The sequence below is a fragment of the Variovorax boronicumulans NBRC 103145 genome, from assembly GCF_001591345.1.
Lineage (GTDB): Bacteria > Pseudomonadota > Gammaproteobacteria > Burkholderiales > Burkholderiaceae_C > Variovorax > Variovorax boronicumulans.
This window is the reverse complement of the sequence record NZ_BCUS01000046.1, coordinates 1-22,556: the sequence shown is the minus strand read 5'-3', so window position 1 is coordinate 22,556 and position 22,556 is coordinate 1. Positions and strand designations below refer to the sequence as shown.

At 68.1% G+C, this 22,556-nt stretch carries 20 protein-coding genes; 14 read left to right on the top strand and 6 right to left on the bottom strand.

Translation table 11 applies throughout. The features are described 5' to 3' along the window. The first annotated feature begins 38 nt into the window (after window positions 1-38). The 5 genes from VBO01S_RS15170 (at window position 39) to VBO01S_RS15150 (ending at window position 6,409) form a co-directional block, all read left to right on the top strand. Window positions 39-1,562 (top strand): MFS transporter, encoded by a 1,524-nt coding sequence (locus tag VBO01S_RS15170; RefSeq protein WP_062475748.1) that lies wholly within the window; start codon window positions 39-41, stop codon window positions 1,560-1,562. 54 nt (window positions 1,563-1,616) lie between these two features. Beyond that, window positions 1,617-1,802, top strand: a complete 186-nt coding sequence (locus tag VBO01S_RS15165; protein ID WP_062475744.1) for a hypothetical protein — start codon at window positions 1,617-1,619, stop codon at window positions 1,800-1,802. 33 nt (window positions 1,803-1,835) lie between these two features. Next, the gene (gene aroC / locus VBO01S_RS15160) at window positions 1,836-2,948 is read left to right on the top strand and encodes a chorismate synthase (RefSeq protein ID WP_062475740.1); all 1,113 of its coding nucleotides are present in this window, start codon (window positions 1,836-1,838) and stop codon (window positions 2,946-2,948) included. A 17-nt stretch (window positions 2,949-2,965) separates the two neighbouring features. After that, on the top strand, window positions 2,966-4,141 hold the full coding sequence (locus VBO01S_RS15155; RefSeq protein WP_235926652.1) for an MFS transporter: 1,176 nt from the start codon (window positions 2,966-2,968) through the stop codon (window positions 4,139-4,141). 105 nt (window positions 4,142-4,246) lie between these two features. Beyond that, window positions 4,247-6,409: a LamG-like jellyroll fold domain-containing protein gene (locus VBO01S_RS15150; protein WP_062475733.1), complete on the top strand. Its 2,163-nt coding sequence runs from the start codon at window positions 4,247-4,249 to the stop codon at window positions 6,407-6,409. 33 nt (window positions 6,410-6,442) lie between these two features. Here the strand turns inward: VBO01S_RS15150 and VBO01S_RS15145 are convergent, their stop codons facing one another. The 3 genes from VBO01S_RS15145 to aspT (VBO01S_RS15135) form a co-directional block, all read right to left on the bottom strand. Next, entirely contained in the window at window positions 6,443-8,101 is a 1,659-nt protein-coding gene (locus VBO01S_RS15145; protein WP_062475730.1) for a bifunctional aspartate transaminase/aspartate 4-decarboxylase, read from the bottom strand. Between the two features lie 54 nt (window positions 8,102-8,155). After that, window positions 8,156-9,844 carry an aspartate-alanine antiporter gene (gene aspT / locus VBO01S_RS15140; protein ID WP_062475727.1) on the bottom strand — a complete coding sequence of 563 codons (1,689 nt, stop codon included), beginning with the start codon at window positions 9,842-9,844 and terminating at the stop codon, window positions 8,156-8,158. Window positions 9,845-9,917: 73 nt separating this feature from the next. Next, window positions 9,918-11,591, bottom strand: a complete 1,674-nt coding sequence (gene aspT / locus VBO01S_RS15135) for an aspartate-alanine antiporter (protein ID WP_306301670.1) — start codon at window positions 11,589-11,591, stop codon at window positions 9,918-9,920. A 482-nt stretch (window positions 11,592-12,073) separates the two neighbouring features. On the opposite strand from aspT (VBO01S_RS15135), the gene VBO01S_RS15130 reads away from it, so the two are divergent. Genes VBO01S_RS15130 through VBO01S_RS15115 form a run of 4 tightly spaced genes read left to right on the top strand, consistent with a single transcriptional unit; the run spans window position 12,074 to window position 16,089 of the window. Then, window positions 12,074-13,087 (top strand): sugar ABC transporter substrate-binding protein, encoded by a 1,014-nt coding sequence (locus tag VBO01S_RS15130; protein ID WP_062475722.1) that lies wholly within the window; start codon window positions 12,074-12,076, stop codon window positions 13,085-13,087. Between the two features lie 29 nt (window positions 13,088-13,116). Beyond that, on the top strand, window positions 13,117-14,076 hold the full coding sequence (locus VBO01S_RS15125; protein WP_062475719.1) for an ABC transporter permease: 960 nt from the start codon (window positions 13,117-13,119) through the stop codon (window positions 14,074-14,076). Continuing rightward, window positions 14,076-14,873, top strand: a complete 798-nt coding sequence (locus tag VBO01S_RS15120) for an ATP-binding cassette domain-containing protein (RefSeq protein ID WP_062475716.1) — start codon at window positions 14,076-14,078, stop codon at window positions 14,871-14,873. The genes VBO01S_RS15125 and VBO01S_RS15120 overlap by 1 nt, the downstream gene beginning before the upstream one ends. After that, window positions 14,866-16,089 (top strand): ROK family transcriptional regulator, encoded by a 1,224-nt coding sequence (locus VBO01S_RS15115; protein ID WP_062475713.1) that lies wholly within the window; start codon window positions 14,866-14,868, stop codon window positions 16,087-16,089. Before VBO01S_RS15120 ends, VBO01S_RS15115 begins: the two co-directional genes overlap by 8 nt. 133 nt (window positions 16,090-16,222) lie before the next feature. On the opposite strand, the gene VBO01S_RS15110 is transcribed toward VBO01S_RS15115, so the two are convergent. The 3 genes from VBO01S_RS15110 to VBO01S_RS15100 form a co-directional block, all read right to left on the bottom strand. Next, window positions 16,223-16,687, bottom strand: coding sequence for a DUF2846 domain-containing protein (locus tag VBO01S_RS15110; RefSeq protein WP_062475710.1), 465 nt, complete (start codon window positions 16,685-16,687; stop codon window positions 16,223-16,225). Window positions 16,688-16,902: 215 nt separating this feature from the next. Next, window positions 16,903-17,349, bottom strand: coding sequence for a hypothetical protein (locus VBO01S_RS15105; protein WP_062475707.1), 447 nt, complete (start codon window positions 17,347-17,349; stop codon window positions 16,903-16,905). Beyond that, window positions 17,334-17,591 carry a hypothetical protein gene (locus tag VBO01S_RS15100; protein ID WP_062475704.1) on the bottom strand — a complete coding sequence of 86 codons (258 nt, stop codon included), beginning with the start codon at window positions 17,589-17,591 and terminating at the stop codon, window positions 17,334-17,336. The genes VBO01S_RS15105 and VBO01S_RS15100 overlap by 16 nt, the downstream gene beginning before the upstream one ends. A 199-nt stretch (window positions 17,592-17,790) precedes the next feature. Here VBO01S_RS15100 and VBO01S_RS15095 point away from each other — a divergent pair, with 199 nt between their 5' ends. From VBO01S_RS15095 to VBO01S_RS15075, 5 genes are all read left to right on the top strand, one after another. Further along, entirely contained in the window at window positions 17,791-18,432 is a 642-nt protein-coding gene (locus tag VBO01S_RS15095; protein WP_062475701.1) for a hypothetical protein, read from the top strand. Window positions 18,433-18,579: 147 nt separating this feature from the next. Further along, entirely contained in the window at window positions 18,580-19,704 is a 1,125-nt protein-coding gene (locus VBO01S_RS15090) for a 3-deoxy-7-phosphoheptulonate synthase (RefSeq protein WP_062475698.1), read from the top strand. A gap of 401 nt (window positions 19,705-20,105) precedes the next feature. Beyond that, window positions 20,106-20,630 carry a Csu type fimbrial protein gene (locus tag VBO01S_RS15085; protein WP_062475695.1) on the top strand — a complete coding sequence of 175 codons (525 nt, stop codon included), beginning with the start codon at window positions 20,106-20,108 and terminating at the stop codon, window positions 20,628-20,630. Window positions 20,631-20,650: 20 nt separating this feature from the next. Continuing rightward, window positions 20,651-21,400, top strand: coding sequence for a fimbrial biogenesis chaperone (locus VBO01S_RS15080; protein ID WP_062475692.1), 750 nt, complete (start codon window positions 20,651-20,653; stop codon window positions 21,398-21,400). Between the two features lie 25 nt (window positions 21,401-21,425). Next, window positions 21,426-22,556: fimbria/pilus outer membrane usher protein (locus VBO01S_RS15075; RefSeq protein ID WP_255221123.1), on the top strand; the 1,131-nt coding region annotated here is incomplete at its 3' end.

The following is a 22,556-nucleotide window of genomic DNA, read 5'->3' as shown; positions in this document are numbered from 1 at the left end:
GGCACCCGCCCCGCGCCACGGCGCGCGAATGGACCGGGCTGGCCGTCATCGCGTTGCCCTGCATGCTCTATTCGATGGACCTCACGGTGCTGAACCTGGCGATCCCGTCGATCAGCGAAGACCTCAAGCCGACCGCCTCGCAGCTGCTGTGGATCGTCGACATCTACGGCTTCTTCGTGGCCGGCCTGCTGGTCACCATGGGCACGCTGGGCGACCGCATCGGGCGGCGCCGGCTGCTGCTGATCGGCGCAGTGGCGTTCGGCGTGGCCTCGGTGCTCGCGGCCTTCTCGACCAGCGCCAACATGCTGATCGCCACGCGCGCGCTGCTCGGCGTGGCGGGGGCGACGCTGGCGCCGTCCACGCTCTCGCTGATCCGCAACATGTTCCTCGACCCGGCGCAGCGCACCGTGGCCATCGGCGTGTGGATCTCCAGCTACTCGGCCGGCGCGGTCATCGGCCCGGTGCTGGGCGGCGTGCTGCTGCAGTTCTTTCCGTGGGGCTCGGTGTTCCTCATCGGCGTGCCGGTGATGGTGCTGCTGCTGGCGCTCGGGCCGTGGCTCTTGCCCGAGTACCGCGACCCCGACGCGGGCGCGCTCGACCTGGCCAGCGTGGCGCTCTCGCTGGGCGCGGTGCTGGCGGCCATCTACGGCATCAAGCAGGTGGCCGAGCACGGGCCCGACGCGGTGTCGCTGCTGGCCATCGCGGCCGGTGCGCTGCTGGGCTGGCTGTTCGCGCGCCGGCAGGGGCGGCTGGCCAACCCGATGATCGACCTGCGCCTGTTCAAGCTGCCGGCCTTCAGCGTCTCGCTGGGGGCCTACATGCTGGCCTGCTTCGTGATGTTCGGGCTCTTTCTGTACAACGCGCAGTACCTGCAGCTGGTGCTCGGCCTGCCGCCGCTGGCGGCGGGCCTGTGGAGCATGCCGGGCGCCGGCGCCTTCATCGTCGGCTCGATGATCGTGCCCGCGCTCACGCGGCGCCTGTGCCCGGCCTACGTGATGGGCGGCGGACTGGGCGTGGCGGCGCTGGGCTTCGGCATGCTGGTGCTGCTGCCCGCGCAGGGCGGGCTGGCCTGGATGGTGACGAGCGCGGTCATCTCCTCGCTCGGCCTGGCGCCGGTGTTCACCCTGGCCACCGACCTGGTTGTGGGCAGCGCGCCGCCCGAGCGCGCGGGCGTGGCCTCGGCCATCTCGGAGACCAGCTCCGAGTTCGGCGGGGCGCTGGGCATCGCCATCCTCGGCAGCGTCGGCGCGGCGATCTACCGCGCGGCCATGGCCGACGCCGTGCCCGCCGGTCTGGCCGATGCGGCCGCGGTCGAAGCCGCCCGCAGCACGCTGGGCGGGGCGGTCGCGCTGGCCGGGGAACTGCCCGGTACCACCGGCGCCGTGCTGCTCGACACCGGGCGCGAGGCGCTGCTGCGCGCCCTGCGGCTGGTGGCCGGCCTGTGCGCCGCGGTGCTGCTGTTCGTCGGCGTGCTGGTGGCGGTGCGGCTGCGCGGGGTGGGCGCGTCCCACGCGGAGGAGGTCGCCGTACCCCCGGGCGGCGCCGCATTGCCGGAGCGTTGACGAGCCTCCATACTGGGGCTTCCACGACGCACCCCACGACCGAACGGAGGCCCCATGAGCAACGAACTGCGCAAGAAGCTGCATGACCTGGCGGAACTGTCCGACAGCACCTCCGACCCGCAGACCAAGGCCATCGTCGAGGCGATCCGGCTGCAGACGGCGGTGCTGAACGAGCGGCTGTTCAGCATCGAGCTGCAGCTCGGCGCGCTCGCCAAGCGCATGGAAAACACCACCGACTGAGTCGGCTGCTGCTTTGTGGGGATAATCCCCGGCATGAGCGGCAACACCTTCGGAACTCTCTTCGCGGTCACCAATTTCGGCGAGTCGCACGGCCCGGCCATCGGCTGCGTGATCGACGGCTGCCCCCCGGGCATGGCCCTGAGCGAGGCCGACATCCAGGGCGACCTCGACCGTCGGCGCCCCGGCACCAGCCGCCACGTCACCCAGCGCAACGAGCCCGACGCGGTGCAGATCCTGTCCGGCGTATACGAGGGCAAGACCACCGGCACGCCCATTGCGCTGCTGATCCAGAACACCGACCAGCGCAGCAAGGACTATGGGCAGATCGCCCAGCAGTTCCGCCCCGGCCACGCCGACTTCACCTACTGGAAGAAATACGGCATCCGCGATCCGCGCGGCGGCGGGCGTTCTTCGGCACGCCTCACCGCGCCCATGGTCGCGGCCGGCGCGGTCGCCAAGAAGTGGCTGGCCGAAAAATACGGGATGGTGTTCCGCGGCTGCATGACGCAGATCGGCGAGATCGCCATTCCCTTCGAGAGCTGGGACCACGTCCCCAACAACCCCTTCTTCGCCCCCATCGCCGACGTGAGCGCGCTGGAGGACTACATGGACCGCCTGCGCAAGGCCGGCGACTCGTGCGGCGCGCGCATCCGCGTCACCGCCACCAACGTCCCCGTGGGCCTGGGCGAGCCGCTCTTTGACAAGCTCGACGCCGAGATCGCCTACGCCATGATGGGCATCAACGCCGTGAAGGCCGTGGAAATCGGCGCCGGCTTCGACAGCGTCACGCAGCGCGGCACCACGCACGGCGACTCGATCACGCCGACCGGCTTCCTCAGCAACAACGCGGGCGGCATCCTGGGCGGCATCAGCTCGGGGCAAGACCTCGAGGTGAGCATCGCGATCAAGCCCACCAGCTCGATCATCAGCCCGCGCCAGTCGATCGACATCCACAACAACCCGGTCGAAGTCATCACCAAGGGCCGCCACGACCCGTGCGTGGGCATCCGCGCCACGCCCATTGCCGAAGCCATGCTCGCGCTGGTGGTGATGGAGCACGTGCTGCGCAACCGCGCGCAGTGCGGCGACGTGAACCCGCCCGTCGAGAAGAGCGAAGCTGCGTCGCCGCAGTCGTCTTTCCTGTAGTGTCTGCCGCGCCACCTGTGGCCGCCGGACGCGGCCACCTGTTGGCGTTCGCTGGCCTGTCGGCCAGCTACTTCGCGCACATCGGTTTCTTCAATCCTTACCTGCCTCTGTGGCTCAAGGACCTGGGCCTGCCGATCTTCACGATCAGCCTGCTGGCCTCGGTGCAATCGATCACGCGCGTCTTCGCGCCCTACGCCTGGGGCGCGCTCAGCGACCACACCGGCCAGCGCGTGAAGTTGCTGCGCTTCAGCGCCGCGGTGGCGCTGGCCAGCTCCTTCGGGCTGTGGTGGCACGGCGGCGCCTGGTGGCTCGCGCTGGTGCTGCTCGTGATGTTCACGCACACCAGCTCGATGATGTCGCTCACCGAAGCGGCCATGGCGCAGATCGTCGCGGGCGACTGGGGGCGCTACGGGCGCATCCGCCTGTGCGGCTCGGCCGGCTTCCTGGTCACCGTGTTCGTCGCGGGCGAGTGGTTCGAGCGCTTCGGCATGAAGCACTTTCCGTACTGGGCCGCCGGCACGCTGGCCGTGGTGCTGCTCGCGACCATGAAGCTGCCCGACCTGCGCGAACCGCCGGCCGCGCACGACGCCGTGAAGGAGCCCATCGGCCCCGTGCTGCGCATCCCCGCCGTGCGCTGGTTCTTCGCCTCGCTGTTCTTCCAGGTGATGTCGCACTTCTCGGTGTACGCGTTCTTCTCGCTGTACCTCGATTCGATCGGCTACGGCAAGAGCACCATCGGCCTCTTGTGGGCGCTGTCGGTGGTGGCCGAGATCGTCTGGTTCTTCCTGCAGGGCCGGCTCATCGGCCTGTTGCCGATGCCGCGCTGGATGCTGGTGTGCGGCATCGCGGGCGTGGCGCGGCTCGGGCTCACGGCCGGGCTCGGCGGCTTCATCGCGGCGCTGGTCATCGCGCAGTGGCTGCATGCGCTGAGCTTCGCGGCGCACCACACGGCCTGCATCGCCGTGGTGTCGCGCCGCTTCCCCGGCCACCTGCGCGGACGCGGGCAGGCGCTGTTCACGGTGATCGGCTACGGCTTCGGCGGTGTGCTGGGCGTGTTGCTCGGCGGCGCGGTGGCGCAGGAGCTGGGGTATCGCACGATGTTCGCGCTGGCGGCGTTGCTGGCGGTGGCGGGCACGCTGTGCGCGTGGCGGATGGTGGTGCTCGAGCCGTCGGGGCGCGCGGCCAAGGCCTGAACCGGATTCAGGGGAGGGCGCTTCGGGGACGAAGTGTCATGGGCCGTACATGACCGAGTCATGGCCGCGACCTACGCTGGGTGCTTCCCAACGTTTTCTCTTGTCATGTCCGATTCCGTCGATCCGCGCGGCGCACGCGCGCTTCCGCTTTCCCCGTCTTCTTCCCCCTCCGCTCCCGACACCGAACGCGTCCCGCAACGCCGGCAGATGCTCAAGCTCGGCGCCTCCCTGCTCACCGTCGGCGGCAGCAGCGCCCTCATCGCCGCCTGCGGTGGTGGTGGTGGCGGCAGCGCCGGCTTCGGCCCGCTGCCCGCTCCCGCACCGGCGCCCAACCCGCCCGCGCCAGAACCTGCCGTGAGCAAGCGTTCGAGCTTCGCGCTGGCCGTGATGCCCGACACGCAGTTCTATGCGCGCTACGCCACCGCCGCCGAGAGCGACCAGTACGATAAGCGCTTCGGCAGCGCGCCCTTCGCGGCGCAGACGAAGTGGATCGCCGCCAACGCCAAGGCGCTGCACATTCCTTTCACCATCCACCTCGGCGACGTGGTCGACCAGGTCGGCAAGCCCGACCAGTGGAAGGTGGCCGATGCCGCCATGAAGGTGCTGGAGGACGCGAAGCTGCCCTACAGCGTGCTGGCCGGCAACCACGACGTGCTGAACGACGTCGACTACGGCGTCGACCCCGTCAATGGCACCGACGCCGCGCGCAACCTGGCCGCCGAGCCCTACCTGCAGTGGTTCGGCACCGAGCGCGCGAAGAAGCAGGCCACCTTCGGCGCGCGCGACACCAGCGGCTTTCACGAGTACCACGTGTTCGAGGCGCAGGGCCAGAAGTTCATGGTGCTGTCGCTGTCGTGGCGCGTGTCCGACGCGGGCATCGCGTGGGCGCGGCAGGTGATCGCGAAGAACCCGACGCTGCCCGTGATCCTGGTCAACCACCAGCTGCTCAATATCGCGCCCGACGGCACCAGCCCGCTGGAAACCGACTACGGCAAGATGCTGTGGGAGAAACTGATCCGCGACAACGACCAGATCTTCATGACGCTCAACGGCCACCACCACGGCGCCGCGCACCTCACGAAGACCAACGACTTCGGCCACAAGGTCGAGGAGATGGTGGTCGACTACCAGATGGCCTACCAGGGCGGCAACGGCCTGATGCGCCTGTACGAGTTCGACCTGACGAACAAGCAGATCAAGGTGCTGTCGTTCTCGCCCTGGGTGCCGCAAAAGCCCGCTGCCACGCTGAACGCCTTCGACCAGGCCGTGCTCACCACACCCAACGAGGCTTTCACCATCGAGATGGATTTCGCGCAGCGCTTCGCCGGCTTCAACAAGGGCTTTGCTGCGGGCGAGGCCACGGTCGAGCAGTCGCTGGTCGAGCAGGCGAAGGCGCTGATCCTGGCCAACTACAAGGACCCCGAAGCCACCGTGCAGCGGCCCGCCGCCGATGCGGAGGACTATCCCAAGGTCGCGAACACGCTGGCCCACTGGCGCTTCATCGGCGGGACGGTGAACCAGCCGGTGTTGCCGGGCACCGTGATTGCCGACGTGACGGGGACCAACCCGCTGCGTCGCGATGCCCTGAACCAGAGTGTCATCCGCAATGCCGCCGACAGCGACATCATCTGGACGGACGACCGCCACCGCCTCTCGGCCGCGCCGGGCTCGGTGCGCTTCCTCAACACCAACAGGAACGAACCGCCTCGGATGAGCTATTTCCTCACCGATGCGGCAGCGCCGATCAATGCGCACACGCTGGACCAGGGCTACACGGTCGAAGCCTTCGTGAAGATCGACAAGGCCTGGACCAGCGACAACCACAAGTGGATGAACATCATGACGCGCGACGGCCTCAGCGGGAAACTGCCCGGTTTCCTGGGCGACGCCGAGGCGCCGCCGATGCTGTTCGCCATTTCGAGCCTGCGTGAAGTGCAATGGGAGGTCGTGCCGAGTCCGGCGGGAACGCCCCGGGCCAAGACCAACTGGTCGGGCGAGGTCATTGCCGACCGCTGGGTGCACATCGCGATCGTCAATGACCCGGTGTCGCACGACACCACGATGTACGTCGAGGGCGCGCCGGTGCTGCGCAATGCCGCGGCGGCGCAGGGACTGGCTTCGGTCTCCGCCACCTCGCAATGGGTGGTGGGCGGCGGCTCCTGGAATGGTGCGCGCGCCGACGGCTTCTTCGGCCACATCGGCGAGGTGCGCGTGGTGGCGGCGGCCCTGGCGCCGTCGCAGTGGTTGACGGCGCGCAGGGTGGGCTGAGCGCCCTGCGGGGCCGGTAGCCGGGGAGAAGGGCTACTTCTTCTTCCCGGCCTTGCCCGTCTTCACGGGCTTGACCACGGCGGTCTTCGCCGTGCCCGCCTTGCTACCCCCCACCTCCTTCTCGAACATCGCAAAGTACTCCGAAGCCATCTTGCGCAGCGAGCGCCCGATGTTCGCGTAGTCGTACTCGTTGAGGTTGGCCAGCGACACGCGCCCCGAGGGGTGCTTGCCGCCGAAGCCGCGGCCGGGCAGCAGCACGATGCTGGTTTCGGCGGCGATGCGGAACAGCGCTTCGTTGGGCTGCAGCTTCGTGAGAATCCACTTGCCGAAGCGCTCGCCGTGCATCTGCGTGGCGATGTCCTGCAGGTCGAGCAGGTGGTAGTAGCTCACCGAGTTCGGGTCGGGCTGCAGCGGCAGGCCGAGCTCGCGGTACAGCGCTTCCTTGCGGCGCGAGACGATGTGCTTCATCGACTTCTTGTAGGTCTCGCCCTCGTCCATGAGGCAGAACAGCGAGAACATCACCATCTGCGCCTGCACCGGGGTCGACAGGCCGGCCGTGTGGTTCAGCGCCACGGTGCGACTGTCGGCCACGAGGCGGTCGATGAACTTCAGCTTGCGCGGCTCGGTGGTGATGGAGCTGTAGCGCGCGTCGAGCTCCTTGCGCTTGGCCTCGGGCAGGGCGGCGATCTTGCGGTCGAGGATGTTGTCCTCGTGCGTGGCGACCACGCCCATGCGCCAGCCGGTGGCGCCGAAGTACTTGGAGAACGAATACACCAGGATGGTGTTTTGCGGGCAGATCGCGAACAGCGACAGGAAGTTGTCGGCGAAGGTGCCGTACACGTCGTCCGTGAGGATGATGAGGTCGGGCCGCTGCTTCACGATGTCGGCGATGTAGCCCAGCACCTCGTCGCTGATCTTCACCGAGGGCGGGTTGCTCGGGTTGCACAGGAAGAAGGCCTTGACCTTCGGGTCGAGCAGCTTCTGCAGCTCCTTCTTGGTGAACTGCCAGTTGTTCTCCGGCGGCGCGTCGATCAGCGCCTCGATGAGCTGGTAGTCGTTCAGGTGCGGGATCTCGATGTAGGGCGTGAAGATCGGCATGCCCAGCGCGATGGTGTCGCCGGGCGACAGCAGGTGGTTCTCGCGCAGGCTGTTGAACAGGTAGGTCATGGCGGCGGTGCCGCCTTCCACCGCGTACATGTCGAACTTGCCCACGAAGGGGTGGGTGCCGATCATTTCCTTGTGGATGTACTGGCCCACGACGATCTCGGTCAGGCGCAGCATGCGGTCGGGCACCGGGTAGTTGCAGCCCAGGATGGCTTCGCACATCTCGTAGATGAAGTCGCCGGCCGACAGGCCCAGCTGGTCGCGCACGTAGGACACGGCGGCCTCGATGAAGCGCACGCCGGGCTCGCCCTCGTGCGACTTGGCAAAGAGCTCGAAGCGCGCCTCGATGCCCTCGCGCTGCGGAAAGCCGCCCACGTCCGCCATGTAGATGTACGAGCGCTCGGCCTCGGTCATGGCAAAGAGGCCGAACTGGAAGAAGCCGTGGCGCGGGGTGGTGGCCAGGAAGTTCGGGTTGCCGCGGCCGGCGTTGAGCATGAGGCGGTCACTCTGTCGTGCGACCTGGATCAGCGCATCCTTCAGTTCGAACGGGCTCAGGCCGCCCAGCTTTTTCACGTCGCCGAAATCCATGGAGTACTCCTTGGTTGAAAAAAGAAAGAAGAAAGAAAAGGGAAGGCGTGGTGCTCAGACCAGAGCCACGATCAGCGGCCCCAGCAGCGTGAGGAACACGTTGGCCAGCGCATAGGTGATGGCGAAGGGCACGGTGGGAATGGCGTTCTCGGCCTTGCCCAGCACTTCGCCGAAGGCCGGGTTGGCGCTGCGCGAGCCGCTCAGCGCACCGGCGAAGACGGCCGTGTTGTCGTAGCGCAGCACGTAGCGCCCGAACAGCATCGTGAGGATCATCGGCACGAGCGTGACGACCACGCCGACGCCGAAGATGGTCAGGCCCAGTTCCTTGATGGTCTGCACGGCCTGCAGGCCCGACGTGAGGCCGACCACGACCACGAAGCCCGCCAGGCCCAGGTCTTTCAGCAGCTGCACCGCGCTGGGCGGCAGCGCGCCGAAGGTCTGCTTCTTCGCGCGGTACCAGCCGAACAGCAGGCCCGACAGCAGCGCGCCGCCGCCGGCGCCGAGCGTCAGCGGAATGGCGCCGATCTTCACGCTCAGCAGGCCGACCAAGAGGCCCACCACCAGGCCCGCGCCCAGGTACACGAAGTCGGTCTTGGCGCTGGGCACGATCACGTCGCCGACGAGGGAGGCGACGCGCTTCACGTCCTGCTCGGCGCCGAAGATCGACACCAGGTCGCCCACCTGCACCACGGTGTCGGGCTTCATCGGCAGCACCTGGCCCATGCGGCTGAGCTGCACCACGAAGATGCCGTGGCGCACGCCGCCGGCGGTGGCCTGGCGGATCTGGTCGACGGTCTTGCCGCCGAAGTCCTTGTTGGTGAGCACGATCTCGCGCTTGTTCAGCGTCAGCTCCATGCCGTCGACCGCGTCGACCTCCTTGCCCAGCAGCGGCGCGCTCGCCACCACGGCATCGCGCCGGCCCACGGTGAGCACGTAGTCGCCCTGGCGCAGCACGAGCGTGGGGCTGACTTCGACGAACTTGCCGTCGCGCTTCACGCGCTCGATGGTGATGGTGGTGGCCGGGTTGGCGTTCTCGATGTCGGCCACCGTGCGCTGCGGATCGCTCGTGAGCTGGTAGATGCGCCCGACCAGCGAGGGCGCGGCTTCTTCCTGGTCGGGGCCGAGCACCTTCACGCCGGCCTGCATCGCGGTCTCGGCCGCGATCGCGTCGTCGCGGATGCTGCGGCCCATGAGCTTGGGCAGGATGTTGACGCACACGATGATCGCTCCGAACGAGCCGAACACGTAGGTCACGGCATAGCCGATGGCCACGTTGCCCTGCAGCCGTGCCGTCTCGGCCGCGGCAAGGCCGAGCTTGCCGATGGCGTCGCCTGCCGTGCCGATGATGGCGCTCTGCGTGAGGCCGCCGGCCGCCACGCCCGCCGCCAGGCCCTTGTCGAGCCCGAACAGCTTGGCCATGACCACCACCGTGGCCAGGCCCGTGGCCGCCATCACGGCGGCCAGGATGATCTCCTTGATCGACTGCTTGCCCAGCGAGCTGAAGAACTGCGGCCCGCTCTCGAAGCCCACGGCGTAGATGAACAGCGCGAACAGCACGGCCTTCACGCCGCCGTCGATCTGCACGCCGACCTGGCTCACGATCACCGCCACCAGCAGCGAGCCGGCCACGCCGCCGAGCTGGAACTTGCCGAACTTGATCTTGCCGATCCAGTAGCCGACCGCCAGCGAGAGAAAGAGCGCCATTTCGGGCGACTTCTTGAAGAGTTCATGCAGCCATTCCATAGGGGAAGTCCTTTCAGTGCATCAATGAGAAGAAGAGAGAAGAGAAGGGCGTGGGGCGTCTCGGGTCGTTGTCTTATTTCGCGTGCTGCACCAGTCCGGCCAGGGCCACGATCAGCGGACCCATCAGCGGCAGCACGACGTTCGAGATGGCGTAGGTGATCGTGTAGCCCAGCAGCGGCGTGGCGTTGCCCGCGGCGTTCTGCACGGCGCTGAGCGCGGGCGTGCTGCACTGCTGGCCGGCGATGGCGCCCAGCAGCACCGGCGCCTCGAGCTTGAGCAGGCGGTGGCCAACAAAGAGCGAGATGCTGGCCGGCACCACCGCGACGGCGATGCCCACCAGCGGCAGCGCAACGCCGAACTTCTGGACCAGCGCCAGCGCCTGCGGCCCCGAGGCCAGGCCCACGCAGGCGATGAAGGTGGCCAGGCCCAGGTCCTTCATGAGCGCCAGTGCGTCGGCCGGCACGCTCAGGCGGTGCGGGTGCTTCGACTGGTACCAGCCGAAGGCCAGTCCCGTGAGCAGTGCACCGCCGCCGGTGCCGAGCGAAAACGGAATGCCGCCGAGCTTCGCGCTGAAGCTGCCGATGAACACGCCCAGCAAGATGCCCGCGGCGGCGAAGCTGATGTTGCTGCGCGTGGAGGCGATCACGCGGTCGCCGACCTGTGCGATGGCGCTCGCCACCTCGGGCGCGGGGCCGTAGAGCTGGAGCACGTCGCCGCGCTGCAGCGTGAGGTCGTTCACGAGCGGCATGGCGTGGCCGTCGCGCGCCACGCCGATCACCTGCACGGCGGACGGCAACTCGTTTTCCAGCATGCGCAGCCCGCGGCCGAACCATTCGCGACGGTTGGCGACGACCTCGGTGGTCTCGACCACGGTGTCGAAGGCGGTGGTGTCGGCGAACTCGCGGCCCAGCAGCTCGCCCACGTTGACGAGCGCGCTGCGCCGGCCGATGGCCAGCACCTGGTCGCCCACGCGCAAGTGCAAGTCGGGCTCGACCGCGAGGCTCTGGCCGTCGCGCACCACGCGCTCGATGCTGGCCTGCCGCCCGAGGATCGACGTGAGCTCGCCGACCGAGCGGCCGCGTCCCACGGTGACGCGGAACACGCGCCCGACCATCTCGGGCGTGGCGCTGGCGGCGTCCGGATCGTCGGCGCCGCCGCCCATGGTTTTCCAGAGCTTGTCGGCTTCGGCGCGCAGGTTCACGCGCAGCAGCAGCGGAAACACCTGGCTCGTGACCACCACGATGGCGATGAGCCCGAACACGTAGGTGATGGAGTAGGCCGTGACCACGTTGGCCTGCAGTTGCGCGATCTCGGCGGCGGGGAGCGACAGCTTCGAGATCGCGTCGGTCGCCGTGCCCACCACCGCCGATTCGGTGGCCGCGCCCGCCATCAGCCCGGCGGCCGTGCCGCGGTCGAGCGACAGCAGCACGGTGGCGCCGAGCACCAGCGCGAGCACTACCACCACCTCGACCAGGCACAGCAGGCCCAGCCGCAGGCCCTTGGCGTCGAGGTTGGCGAAGAACTGCGGGCCGCCCGCGTAGCCGAGCGCAAAGATGAAGAGCATGAAGAACACGTTCTTCACGCTGTCGTCGAGCCGGATGCCCAACTGGCCGACCACCAGCGCGGCAATCAGCGTGCCGCAGATGCCGCCCAGCTGGATCGGCCCGAAACAGATCTGGCCCACCGCGTAGCCAATGCACAGCACCAGAAACAATGCGATCTCCGGACTGTTTCTGAGTATTTCCACAAGGTGGCCGAACATGTGCCGCGATCCCTCCAGGTTATTTGTTCATTCGAGCGGGTCGGCGGATCGCAACGAAAAAAGGAGCACTGCATCCATTGGCATCAACGGCTGGCGAGTGGTGGGGCTCCAGCGAAAACTTTATTTTTCGTTTTGCGAATTGCCGATTCTTTGCATCTTCGATGACGATAAATCAACATCCATGACAATTGTCAAAATCAGAAAAGAATTGAGCGAGCGGCAATAGAAACGAGGCCGTTTGAATTACAAATTACGCGCTGCACGGAATCCTCCGTCGCAGTCAGCTCTGACCGCACGAACCTGTCCGGCCTCGGGTTTCCGATAACTCAAGTGACTTGATTTAGTCGGTCGACTGCTCGATAGTCCCCCTCGTCCGAATGCCTTCCCGCTCGTTGGCGGGTCGTCATCCGGTTCCATAGCAAGCACGGCAGGCGCTGTGCGCCCGCCCCCCTGAAGGAGACAACCTCATGTTCATCAGCCCGCGCTTCGTTCCCGCCCTGGCCGTCCTGGCCCTTGCCGCATCGGCCACGTCCACGGCCCTGGCCGCCGACCCGCCCGTCATCGGCCTGGTCACCAAGACCGAGACCAACCCCTTCTTCGTGAAGATGAAAGAGGGCGCGCAGGAGGAGGCCAAGAAGCTCGGCGCCAAGCTGCTGTCGGGGGCTGGAAAGGCCGACGGCGACAACGCGGGCCAGATCACGGCGATGGAAAACATGATCGCCGCCGGCGCCAAGACCATCCTCATCACGCCCAGCGACGCCAAGGCCATCGTGCCGGCGATCAAGAAGGCGCGCGACAAGGGCGTGCAGGTGATCGCACTCGACAGCCCGGCCGATCCGCCGGACGCCACCGACGCGCTCTTCGCCACCAACAACTACACGGCCGGCGTGCTCATCGGCGAGTACGCCAAGGCCGCGATGGCCGGCAAGACGCCCAAGATCGTCGCGCTCGACCTGCTGCCGGGCCACCCCGTGGGCGCGCAGCGCCACAACGGCTTCATGAAGGGCTTCGGCCTGCCGGCCAACGACGCCAAGTCGAACGAGCTGTCGAAGTCGCCCGAGATCGTCTGCATGGCCGACAGCTTCGGCGACCAGGCCAAGGCGCAGACCGTGATGGAGAACTGCCTGCAGAAGGCGCCCGACGTGAACCTGGTCTACACCATCAACGAGCCCGCCGCGGCCGGTGCCTACAACGCGCTCAAGCGCGCGGGCAAGGAGAAGGGCGTGATGATCGTCTCGGTCGACGGCGGCTGCCAGGGCATCAAGGACACGGCCGCCGGCATCATCGCCGCGACCTCGCAGCAGTACCCGCTGAAGATGGCCGCCATGGGCGTGGCTGCGGGCGTCGAATTCGCCAAGACCGGCAAGAAGGCCTCTGGCTACGTCGACACCGGCGTGACGCTCATCGCCGGCAAGAGCGTGGCCGGCGTCGACAGCAAGGACACCAAGACCGGCACCGAGCTGTGCTGGGGCAAGAAATAAACGGCCCCGGTCTATAGGGAAGCACACCGATGGCGAAATCTCCGACGCACCACATCCCGTGGGGCGCCCTCGGGCCGTGGCTGGCCCTGCTCGGCGCCTGCATCTTCTTCGCGACGCAGTCCGAGCGTTTTCTCACGGGCGGCAACCTGTCGCTGATCCTGCAGCAGGTGATGGTGGTGGGCGTGATCGCCATCGGCCAGACGCTGATCATCCTCACGGCCGGCATCGACCTGTCGTGCGGCATGGTGATGGCACTGGGCGGGATCATCATGACGAAGTTCGCCACCGAGCTCGGCATGCCGGTGCCGGTGGCCATCCTGTGCGGCATCGGCGTGACGACGCTGTTCGGCCTGCTCAACGGCCTGCTGGTCACGCGCATCAAGCTGCCGCCGTTCATCGTGACGCTGGGCACGCTGAACATCGCGTTCGCGATCACGCAGCTGTACTCGTCGTCGCAGACCATCACCGACCTGCCCGCCGGCCTCACGGGCCTGGGCACCACCTTCACCATCGGCAGCGCCGAGGTGGCGTGGGGCTCGGTGCTCATGCTGGCGCTCTATGCGCTCGCGTGGTTCGTGCTGCGCGAGACGGCGGCCGGCCGGCATGTCTACGCGATCGGCAACAACGCCGAGGCCACGCGGCTGGTGGGCATTCCCACGCAGCGTGTGCTGCTCGCGGTGTACGTGGCGGCGGGCGTGTTCTACGGCATCGCCTCGCTGCTGTCGGTGGCGCGCACCGGCGTGGGCGACCCGAACGCGGGTCAGACCGAGAACCTGGATGCCATCACGGCCGTGGTGCTCGGCGGCACCAGCCTCTTCGGCGGGCGCGGCATCGTGCTGGGTTCGCTCATCGGCGTGCTGATCGTGGGCGTGTTCCGCAACGGGCTCACGCTGATGGGCGTGTCGTCGATCTACCAGGTGCTGGTGACGGGCGTGCTCGTGATCCTGGCGGTGGCGGCCGATCAACTCTCGCGCAAGGGAGCCCGCTGATGAACACCGTGGCCAACCCCAAGATCGTGATGCAGGCCAAGGGCCTGGTGAAGCGCTACGGCCAGGTCACCGCGCTCGACGGTGTCGACTTCGAGCTGCGCGAAGGCGAGATCCTCGCGGTGATCGGCGACAACGGCGCGGGCAAGTCGTCGCTCATCAAGGCGCTGTCGGGCGCGATCGTGCCCGACGAAGGCCAGATCCTGCTCGACGGCGCACCGGTGCATTTCCGCAACCCGCTCGATGCGCGCCGCGCCGGCATCGAGACGGTCTACCAGGACCTCGCCGTCGCGCCCGCGATGACCATCTACGAGAACCTCTTTCTCGGCCGCGAACTGCGCCGCCCCGGCTTCCTGGGCAATGTGCTGCGCATGCTCGACAAGAAGAAGATGCTGCTCGAAAGCACGGCGCGCATGGCCGACCTGAAGGTCGGCATCCAGTCGATGACGCAGGCGGTCGAAACGCTCTCGGGCGGCCAGCGCCAGTGCGTGGCCGTGGCGCGCAGCGCGGCCTTCGCGCGGCACGTGGTCATCATGGACGAGCCCACCGCCGCGCTCGGCGTGAAGGAAGGCAACATGGTGCTCGAGCTGATCCGCCGCGTGCGCGAGCGCGGCCTGCCCGTGGTGCTCATCAGCCACAACATGCCGCACGTGTTCGAGGTGGCCGACCGCATCCACGTGGCGCGCCTGGGCAGGCGCGCGGCCGTGCTCAACCCGAAGAGGATCAGCATGAGCGACACCGTGGCCGTGATGACCGGTGCCATGACCGCCGACCAGTTGCCTGCGGAAGCCCATGCTTGATACCGATGCCCTCGAGCGCCCGTCGGCCTTGCTGCGTCCGCGCGGCTCCAACCAGGTGGGCATGCGCCAGTTCAACGAGCGCGTGGTGCTGCAGGCGCTGCGCGTGCACACCAGCCTGCCCAAGGCCGACCTCGCGCGGCTCACGGGCCTGAGCGCGCAGACCATCGGCCTCATCACCGCGCGGCTCGAGGACGACGGCCTCATCGTCAAGCAAAGCCGCGTGCGCGGGCGCATCGGCCAGCCCTCGGTGCCGCTGGCGCTGAACCCCGACGGCGCCTTTGCCATCGGCGTCAAGCTCGGGCGGCGCGGGGCCGAGTGGCTGCTGATCGACTTCGCGGCGCGGGTGCGCGAGCACCACGCGATCCGCTACGAATTCCCGGACGCCGCGGCGCTGCTGCCCGTGATCGCCGAGCACATCCACCGCCTGCGCGACGGGCTCGGGCCGCTGGCCGCGCGCAACGTGGGCGCAGGGCTGGCGGCGCCGTTCCAGCTCGGCGGCTGGCACCGCACGCTGGGGCTGTCGAAGGCGCAGTCGGACGAATGGAACCAGATGGACCTGCTGGCCGAGGTGCGCGCGCGCACCGACGTGTCCGTGGGCTTCGCGCGCGACACCGTGGCGGCCTGCGTGGCCGAGCTGGTGACGGGGCGCGGGCACGACCTCAAGAGCTTTCTGTACATCTTCGTCGACACCTTCGTGGGCGGCGGGCTGGTCATCAACTCGCACCTGCACACCGGCGCACACGGCAACGCGGGCGCGCTCGCGTCGATCCCGATGCGCACCGAGAAGCCCTCCGAAGGCCTGTCGACGCAGGTGGTGGCCGAGGCGTCGCTGTGGGAGCTGGAGCAGCGCCTGCGCGCCGAAGGCCTCGACGCCACCGCCGCCTACGACGACCGCGCGCTCGAAGCGCCGTTCGCCGCGGCCACGCAGGCCTGGCTCGGCAGCGCGTCACGCGCGCTGGCGCATGCCATCGTCAGCAGCACGGCGGTGCTCGACCTGGCCGACGTGGTGATGGACGGCTCGATGTCACGCGCGCTGCTCGACGCGCTGCTGGTGCAGACCCGCGCGGCACTCGCGCAGTGCAACTGGGAAGGCCTGTGGGCGCCGCAGTTGCATGGGGGCAGGGCGGGGGCGCAGGCCTGCGCGCTGGGCGGCGCGATGCTGCCGCTGCACGCCAACTTTGCGCCCGACCACGATGTGTTTCTGAAGGCGGGGTGAGAGAGAGGCCGCTGACCTTGCAGCGTACCTCTCGCACGCCTTGATGGCCGCCCATGCCTTGGGCGAAGCCGGAGTGAAAATTGCTTGAGGGAGGGCGATCAGCCGTTGGTGATCGCTCCCTCAGAGACACCGCTCAGTTGCCGCAAGTGCCCGACTGCGCCAGACCGAGCGAGGCGATATCAGCCTTGCCTTGCTCCTCCGGAATCTGCTCCAGATCGGCGCCACCCACGAACGCGCCCATCTTGATGAACTGACGGACGAAGTAATTCTTGCCGGCGTCCATGAACAGCTCCATGGCGTTGGGCGAGAACTCCGATTCCGTTTCGATCTTGTTCTTCTTGCCGCCGTCGACCTGCGTGTAGAAGAACACGTCGGAGGCGCTTTCGCCCAGGCACTTGCCGTTGACCCAGATGTCCTTCTTCAAGGCCTTGCCGACGAAGCTGTTGCGGTAGACATAAAGGCCGGACTTTCCGGTGTCCGGGGCACTGAACTGCTTGGCCTTGTCGCTCTCCTCTTTGCTGGCCATGTTGACCGACGCGCATCCTGTCATCAGCAGCGCCGACAGGACGACGATGGTGCTCTTGTGATTGATCTTCATTTTTGTGATCTCGGTTGTGCACACAAGACCGAGTACTCCCTTGACCCGGCCGCTCGCGGCAGGGTGTCGCGAGCGGCATCAATTATGCTGATTGCTTCAATATGTAATCTGAATTCAGACGTCGGATTCCTGCCGAAATTGGCATTTTCGGAACGTCCCTGTATGGACATTCGCCCCCCGACCGATCACGCGTGCGCAGCCGCCCGCTGCTGCGCTCACGGGCTTGCCAAGGCGTGCAGGTCGCGCGGCAATCGCAGCGTGCTCGCGCGTGCGCCCTCGGGGCACGGCCCGTCGGAGTAGGCAGCATCGCCCTCGGGCATGACGCACTTGTGCACCTCGACGACGGCAGGCACGGACTTGGCGGCCGGCGTTTCGGGGCCGATCACCGGGGGCTCGAAGTTCGCGTTTGTCGGGGTGACGGGTGCTGAGGATGCGCTTGGCGCCGCATTCGGCAACGTTTCGCGGGCGGCCAACTTTTCGGGCTTGGCGGGCACAACCGCAGTGGTCAAGGCCGCAGCACGCGCCGCGCTCTCGTGCACCAGGTCTTTCAAGGTCACATAGAAGAGCGACATCGCCACCAGCGCCACGCCCAGGCACGGGGCCCAGTACCGCCGGGGGTCGCCTGCGGACGGGCGGGCCCGCGGGGTCAGCGTCGCGGCCATGCCAGGCCTCCGTTCTGCAACACGCCGGCCAGCTTCGCGATGCCGCCGGTGCCGCTCGCCGCCCGGCCGATCAGCGCGCCGCCGGCGGCGCCCGCGACGACTCGCATCAGGAACGACCGGCTGCGGCCCGCGGCCAGCAACAGCAGCACGCCGGCGCCGAGCACGACGAGGTGTTCGCCGGGGTAGTCGGCGCGCGCCGCATCCACCTGCTTGATCTTGTCGATCGTCTGTTTCAGGTCCATGGCTGAAGCTCCTTGTCGTGTTCAGCCGTTCTTACCGGTGGGCGCCGGGCTCCGCTGTAGGTCGGCGCCATGCGCGGTGACGGAATCCGCCGCGAAAACGCCGTGGAGAAAGCCGCATCGCACGGGAGACAGGGCGCTCTCGATAATGCAACCCGCTTGTAGAGAACCCCACAGAAGCAGAGAACTAGAGAACCGCGAAATGAGTGCTGCAGATTTTCTTTTCGCCCCCGAGGTGCAAAAGCTCTTGATGGTCGCCTACGCGGCGCCCCAACAACCCTTGTCTTCCAGCGAGCTGGCCCATCGCTCGAAGCTCGACACGGCCGATGCGGAGCGCACCCTGGCGCACCTCGTCGGCAGCGGCATCCTGAAGAAGCAAAAGCCGAAGGCCGAGGAGGCCGAGACCTTCTCGATCGACCGCGCGTTCATCTTCCACGACGAACTGCGCAACATCGCGCTCAAGTCGTTCGCCGCGGCCGAGCCGGTTCGCGCGATGCTGCGCGGCAAGTTCAAGGCCTCGGTCGTGCGCACCTTCGTGCTCGCGGAGGACGAAGACGGCACCCTGGAGCTGCTCGTCGTGCACGGCCAGTCGATGCCCGACGAAGCCACCCTGGCGGCCGCCTGCCGAAAGCTCTCGAAGAGCATCCACCGTCACCTGAAGGTGCACGTCATCTCGAACGCGAAGTTCAACGGCCTCACGCCGCGCGATGCGCTCATGCCGAAACCCGCGGCGCTCGAGATCATCAAGCCCGGGGATACGAAGGCGCCGCTGCCCGTCGAGAAGGTCGGCCTCTTGCAGAGCGCGAGGAAGAAGTTGGCGACGCTGTCGCGTTCGTCGGCGTGATCGCCTGGCTTTTGTCCTGTGAGGCCAGCGGCCGTTGCAGGCCGCGACGGACCCCGACGTGTTCCTGAAGGCCGCCTGAGCCGGGGGAGGAGGGCGTGCTGGGGGACAATCGAAGCAACCCCCTCGACATCACAGCATTCCACGATCATGTCCCGCCTCGACGATCCCCGCCACGACGCCGAAGTCGGCTCCCGCGACAGCACGCTCGACACCACCCGCATCGACGACGTGCGCATCGGCGCCGTGCGTCCTCTCATGACCCCCGCGCTGCTGCAGGAGCGCGTGCCCGTGCGCGACAACACGCTGGCGCTGGTCGAAGGCAGCCGTGCGGCCATCGCCGACGTGCTGCACGGCCGCGACGACCGGCTGGTCGTCGTGGTCGGCCCGTGCTCCATCCACGACCACGACCAGGCCATCGAGTACGCACAGCGCCTGAAGAAGGTGGCCGATTCGCTGCAGGACGACCTGCTCATCGTCATGCGCGCCTACTTCGAGAAGCCGCGCACCACCGTCGGCTGGAAGGGCTACATCAACGACCCGCACCTGGACGGCAGCTTTGCCATCAACGAGGGCCTGGAGCGCGCGCGGCGCCTGCTGCTGGAGCTGACCACGCTGGGCCTGCCGACCGGTACCGAGTTCCTCGACCTGCTGAGCCCGCAGTTCATCGCCGACCTGATCGCCTGGGGCGCCATCGGCGCGCGCACCACCGAGAGCCAGAGCCACCGCCAGCTGGCCTCGGGCCTGAGCTGCCCGGTCGGTTTCAAGAACGGCACCGACGGCAGCGTGAAGGTGGCGGCCGACGCCATCCTCGCGGCCCGCGCGCCGCATGCCTTCATGGGCATGACGAAGATGGGCATGGCCGCGATCTTCGAGACGCGCGGCAACGACGACTGCCACGTGATCCTGCGCGGCGGCAAGGCGCCCAACTATTCGGCGGCGGATGTCGCTTCGAGCTGCGAGGCGCTGCTGGCCAACGGCCTGCGCCCGCAGGTGATGATCGACGTCTCGCACGGCAACAGCAGCAAGCAGCACCAGCGCCAGATCGTGGTGGCCGAGGACGTGGCCGCGCAGATCGCGGCCGGCGAGCGGCGCATCACCGGGATCATGATCGAGAGCCATCTCGAGGAAGGCCGCCAGGACCTGAAGCCCGGCGTGCCGCTGAAGCACGGCGTGTCGATCACCGATGCCTGCATCGGCTTTGCGCAGACGGTGCCGGTGCTCGAGGGGCTGGCGTCGGCGGTGAAGGCGCGGCGGCGGTTGGCCAAGGGCTGAGGCTGACGAGGGGGCAGGGCGACTCCCTGCCGTCTGCGCCCGGGCGGGTCCGGGCAACGCTTTGAGCCGGCCCGCATCGACTTCCTGAGGCTGGGCAGCCTCGGGCGCCACCAAGCCCTGCGCTTGTTGCGACCACTTCCCCACCCGCTATCGACCGCACCAAGGCCTCCACTTCGCGGAGGCAGGGGGCGCTTTGACTGTGGTGGAAATGTAAACAATGCAAACAGTTTTCCAATTGTTACGAGAACTAGATCACGAAATTTGAGCCGAGGCGCCGTGAATCCGAGGGCAAACGGGCCGGTTGTGGGGCATCCTTGCGCCACTTTGTAGTCAAAACGTATGCAAAATGATTACAAAATACCGACCTGTCAGGTCTTATTGATTACATTTGGAGTGCCTTCATGCTCAAGCTCGCAGTCGCCGCGGCGGCCACCGCCACCTTCGTTTTCGCATCCGGTTCGGCCTTGGCTGACACGGCCAGCGCCAACTTCCAGGTCAAGATGACCATCGTCCGCAGCTGCTCGGTGACGGCCGGCAACGCCTCCGACATCAGCCTGGGCACCACCGTGCAGCCCACCGCCACCAACCAGACGGGCAACAACACCATCTCGGTCACCTGCTCCAAGACCACGCCGTACACCGTCGGCCTGCTGCCTTCGTCCACGAACGGCGGCACCACCGACGGCACGGGTGCCATGTCGTCCGTCGCCAACTCGGCCACCAACACCGACAAGGTGCCCTACGCGCTGTACTCCAACGCGGGCAACACCACCGTGTGGGGCAACACCGTCGGCACCGGCGCCAATGTGGTCGGCGGCACGGGCACCGGTGCGGCGATCACGCACACGGTCTACGCCAAGAACACCAACGCCAACTTCACGCCGGACAGCTACGCCGACACCGTCACGGTGACGGTCACGTACTGAGCCCGTACCCGTACTGAATCGTGAGACGTGCACTTGCCATCCTCGGACTGTGGGGCGCATGCCTGCTTGGCGGCGGTGCGGTCCAGGCGGCCGGCCTGCAGGTCTCGCCGGTCACCCTGACCCTGGCGCCGACACGGCAGGGCGACGGGCTCTGGCTCAGCAACACGGGAACGGCGCCGCTGGACGCGCAGATCCGCGTCTTCCGCTGGACGCAGGTGGACGGGCAGGACCGCATGGAGCCGGCGGACGGACTGGTCGTCAGCCCGCCCATGCTGCAACTGCCCACCGACGGGCGGCAACTGGTGCGCGTGATCCGCAACGGCCCGCCGCCCGCGGGCCCGGCGGAAGAGGCCTACCGCGTGCTGGTGGATGAGCTGCCCGTGCCCCAGGCGGCAGGCGCGGCGGCGGATGGCAAGAAGAGCAACCTGAACTTCGTGATGCGGCACTCGCTGCCCATCTTCGTGTCTCCGGCGGGCGCGGAGCCGGCCCCCGCGCAGTTGCGCTGGAGCCTGCGGCGCGAGGACGGCAAGGCCGTGCTGGAAGTCAGCAACAGCGGCGGGGTGCATGCCCAGCTCGCGGACCTCGTGTTCACCGGCGCGGACGGCCGCACCGTCGCCGCCTACACCGGCTTGCTGGGCTACGTGCTGCCCGGCGCCACCATGCGCTGGCCGCTGAAGACGTCGCCCGCCGCCCTGGCTGGCGCGGGTCGCTGGCAGGTCATGATCGATGGCAGAACGACGGACGCCAACCTCGCGCCGCTGGCGCGCTGAGCGGGCCGGGTTCGCTGCGAGGGCCTTGCTGGCTCCGTTTGCACTGGCCCTGACCACGCTCCCCGCCCACGCAGCGCCCGCCGCGCAGTCCGTGCCGGGTGCCATGACGCTGTACCTGGAGGTCAGCCTCAACGGCATGGCGCGCGGGCTGCACCCGTTTCGCCTGCAGGCCGGGGCCTTGTCGGCCTCCCGCGCGGTGCTGCGCGAATTGAGTTTTTCCCTGCCCGACAACGGCGCCGAATGGCTGCCCCTGCGCGACCTGCCCGGGCTGGTGGCCGACTACGACGCCGCGCGCCAGCAACTGAGCCTGACCGCGCCGCTGGCGATGCTGCAGCTGCCCACGGCCACCGTGGGGCAGGCGGCAGTCACCGCCCAGCCCCTGAGCACGTCCACCGGCCTGCTGCTGAACTACGACCTCTATGGCACCCAGGGCAGGGGCGGCAGCGCCAGCCTGAGCGCCTTCGGCGAGCTGCGCGCCTTTCGTGGCGCCAGCGTGCTCAGCACCACCTGGCTGATGCAGCGCACGCACGACACCCAGGGCTGGAAGGACCAGTCCGTGCGCATGGACAGCACCTGGAGCATGGCCTTCCCCGACAGGATGCTCACCCTGCGCGTGGGCGATACGCTCACCGGCGCTGTGCCCTGGTCGCGCGCCACGCGCATCGGCGGCATCCAGCTGTCGCGCGACTTCGGCCTGCAGCCCTACCGGCAGACCGCGCCGCTGCCCAGCTTCATCGGTTCGGCCACGATGCCTTCGGACGTGGAACTGTTCATCGACGGCATCCGCCAGTACAGCGGCCAAGTGCCGGCGGGGCCCTTCCAGCTCAACGCGCTGCCGCGCATCAACAGCACGGGCACGGCGCAGGTGGTGGTGACCGACGCGCTGGGCCGCGCCGCCACGCTGAGCTTCTCGCTCTTCGACAGCAGCCGCCTGCTGGCGCCCGGGCTGAGCGACTGGACGGTGGACCTGGGCGTGGTGCGCCGCAACTACGGCCTGCGCTCCTTCGACTACGGCAAGCAGCCGGTGCTGACCGGCACCTGGCGCCGCGGCCTCAGCGACAGCTTCACGGTGGAAGCGCATGGCGAAGTGACGCGCGGCCTGGCGCTGGCCGGCGCCGGCGGCGTGTGGCAACTGGGCGCCGCGGGCACGCTGTCG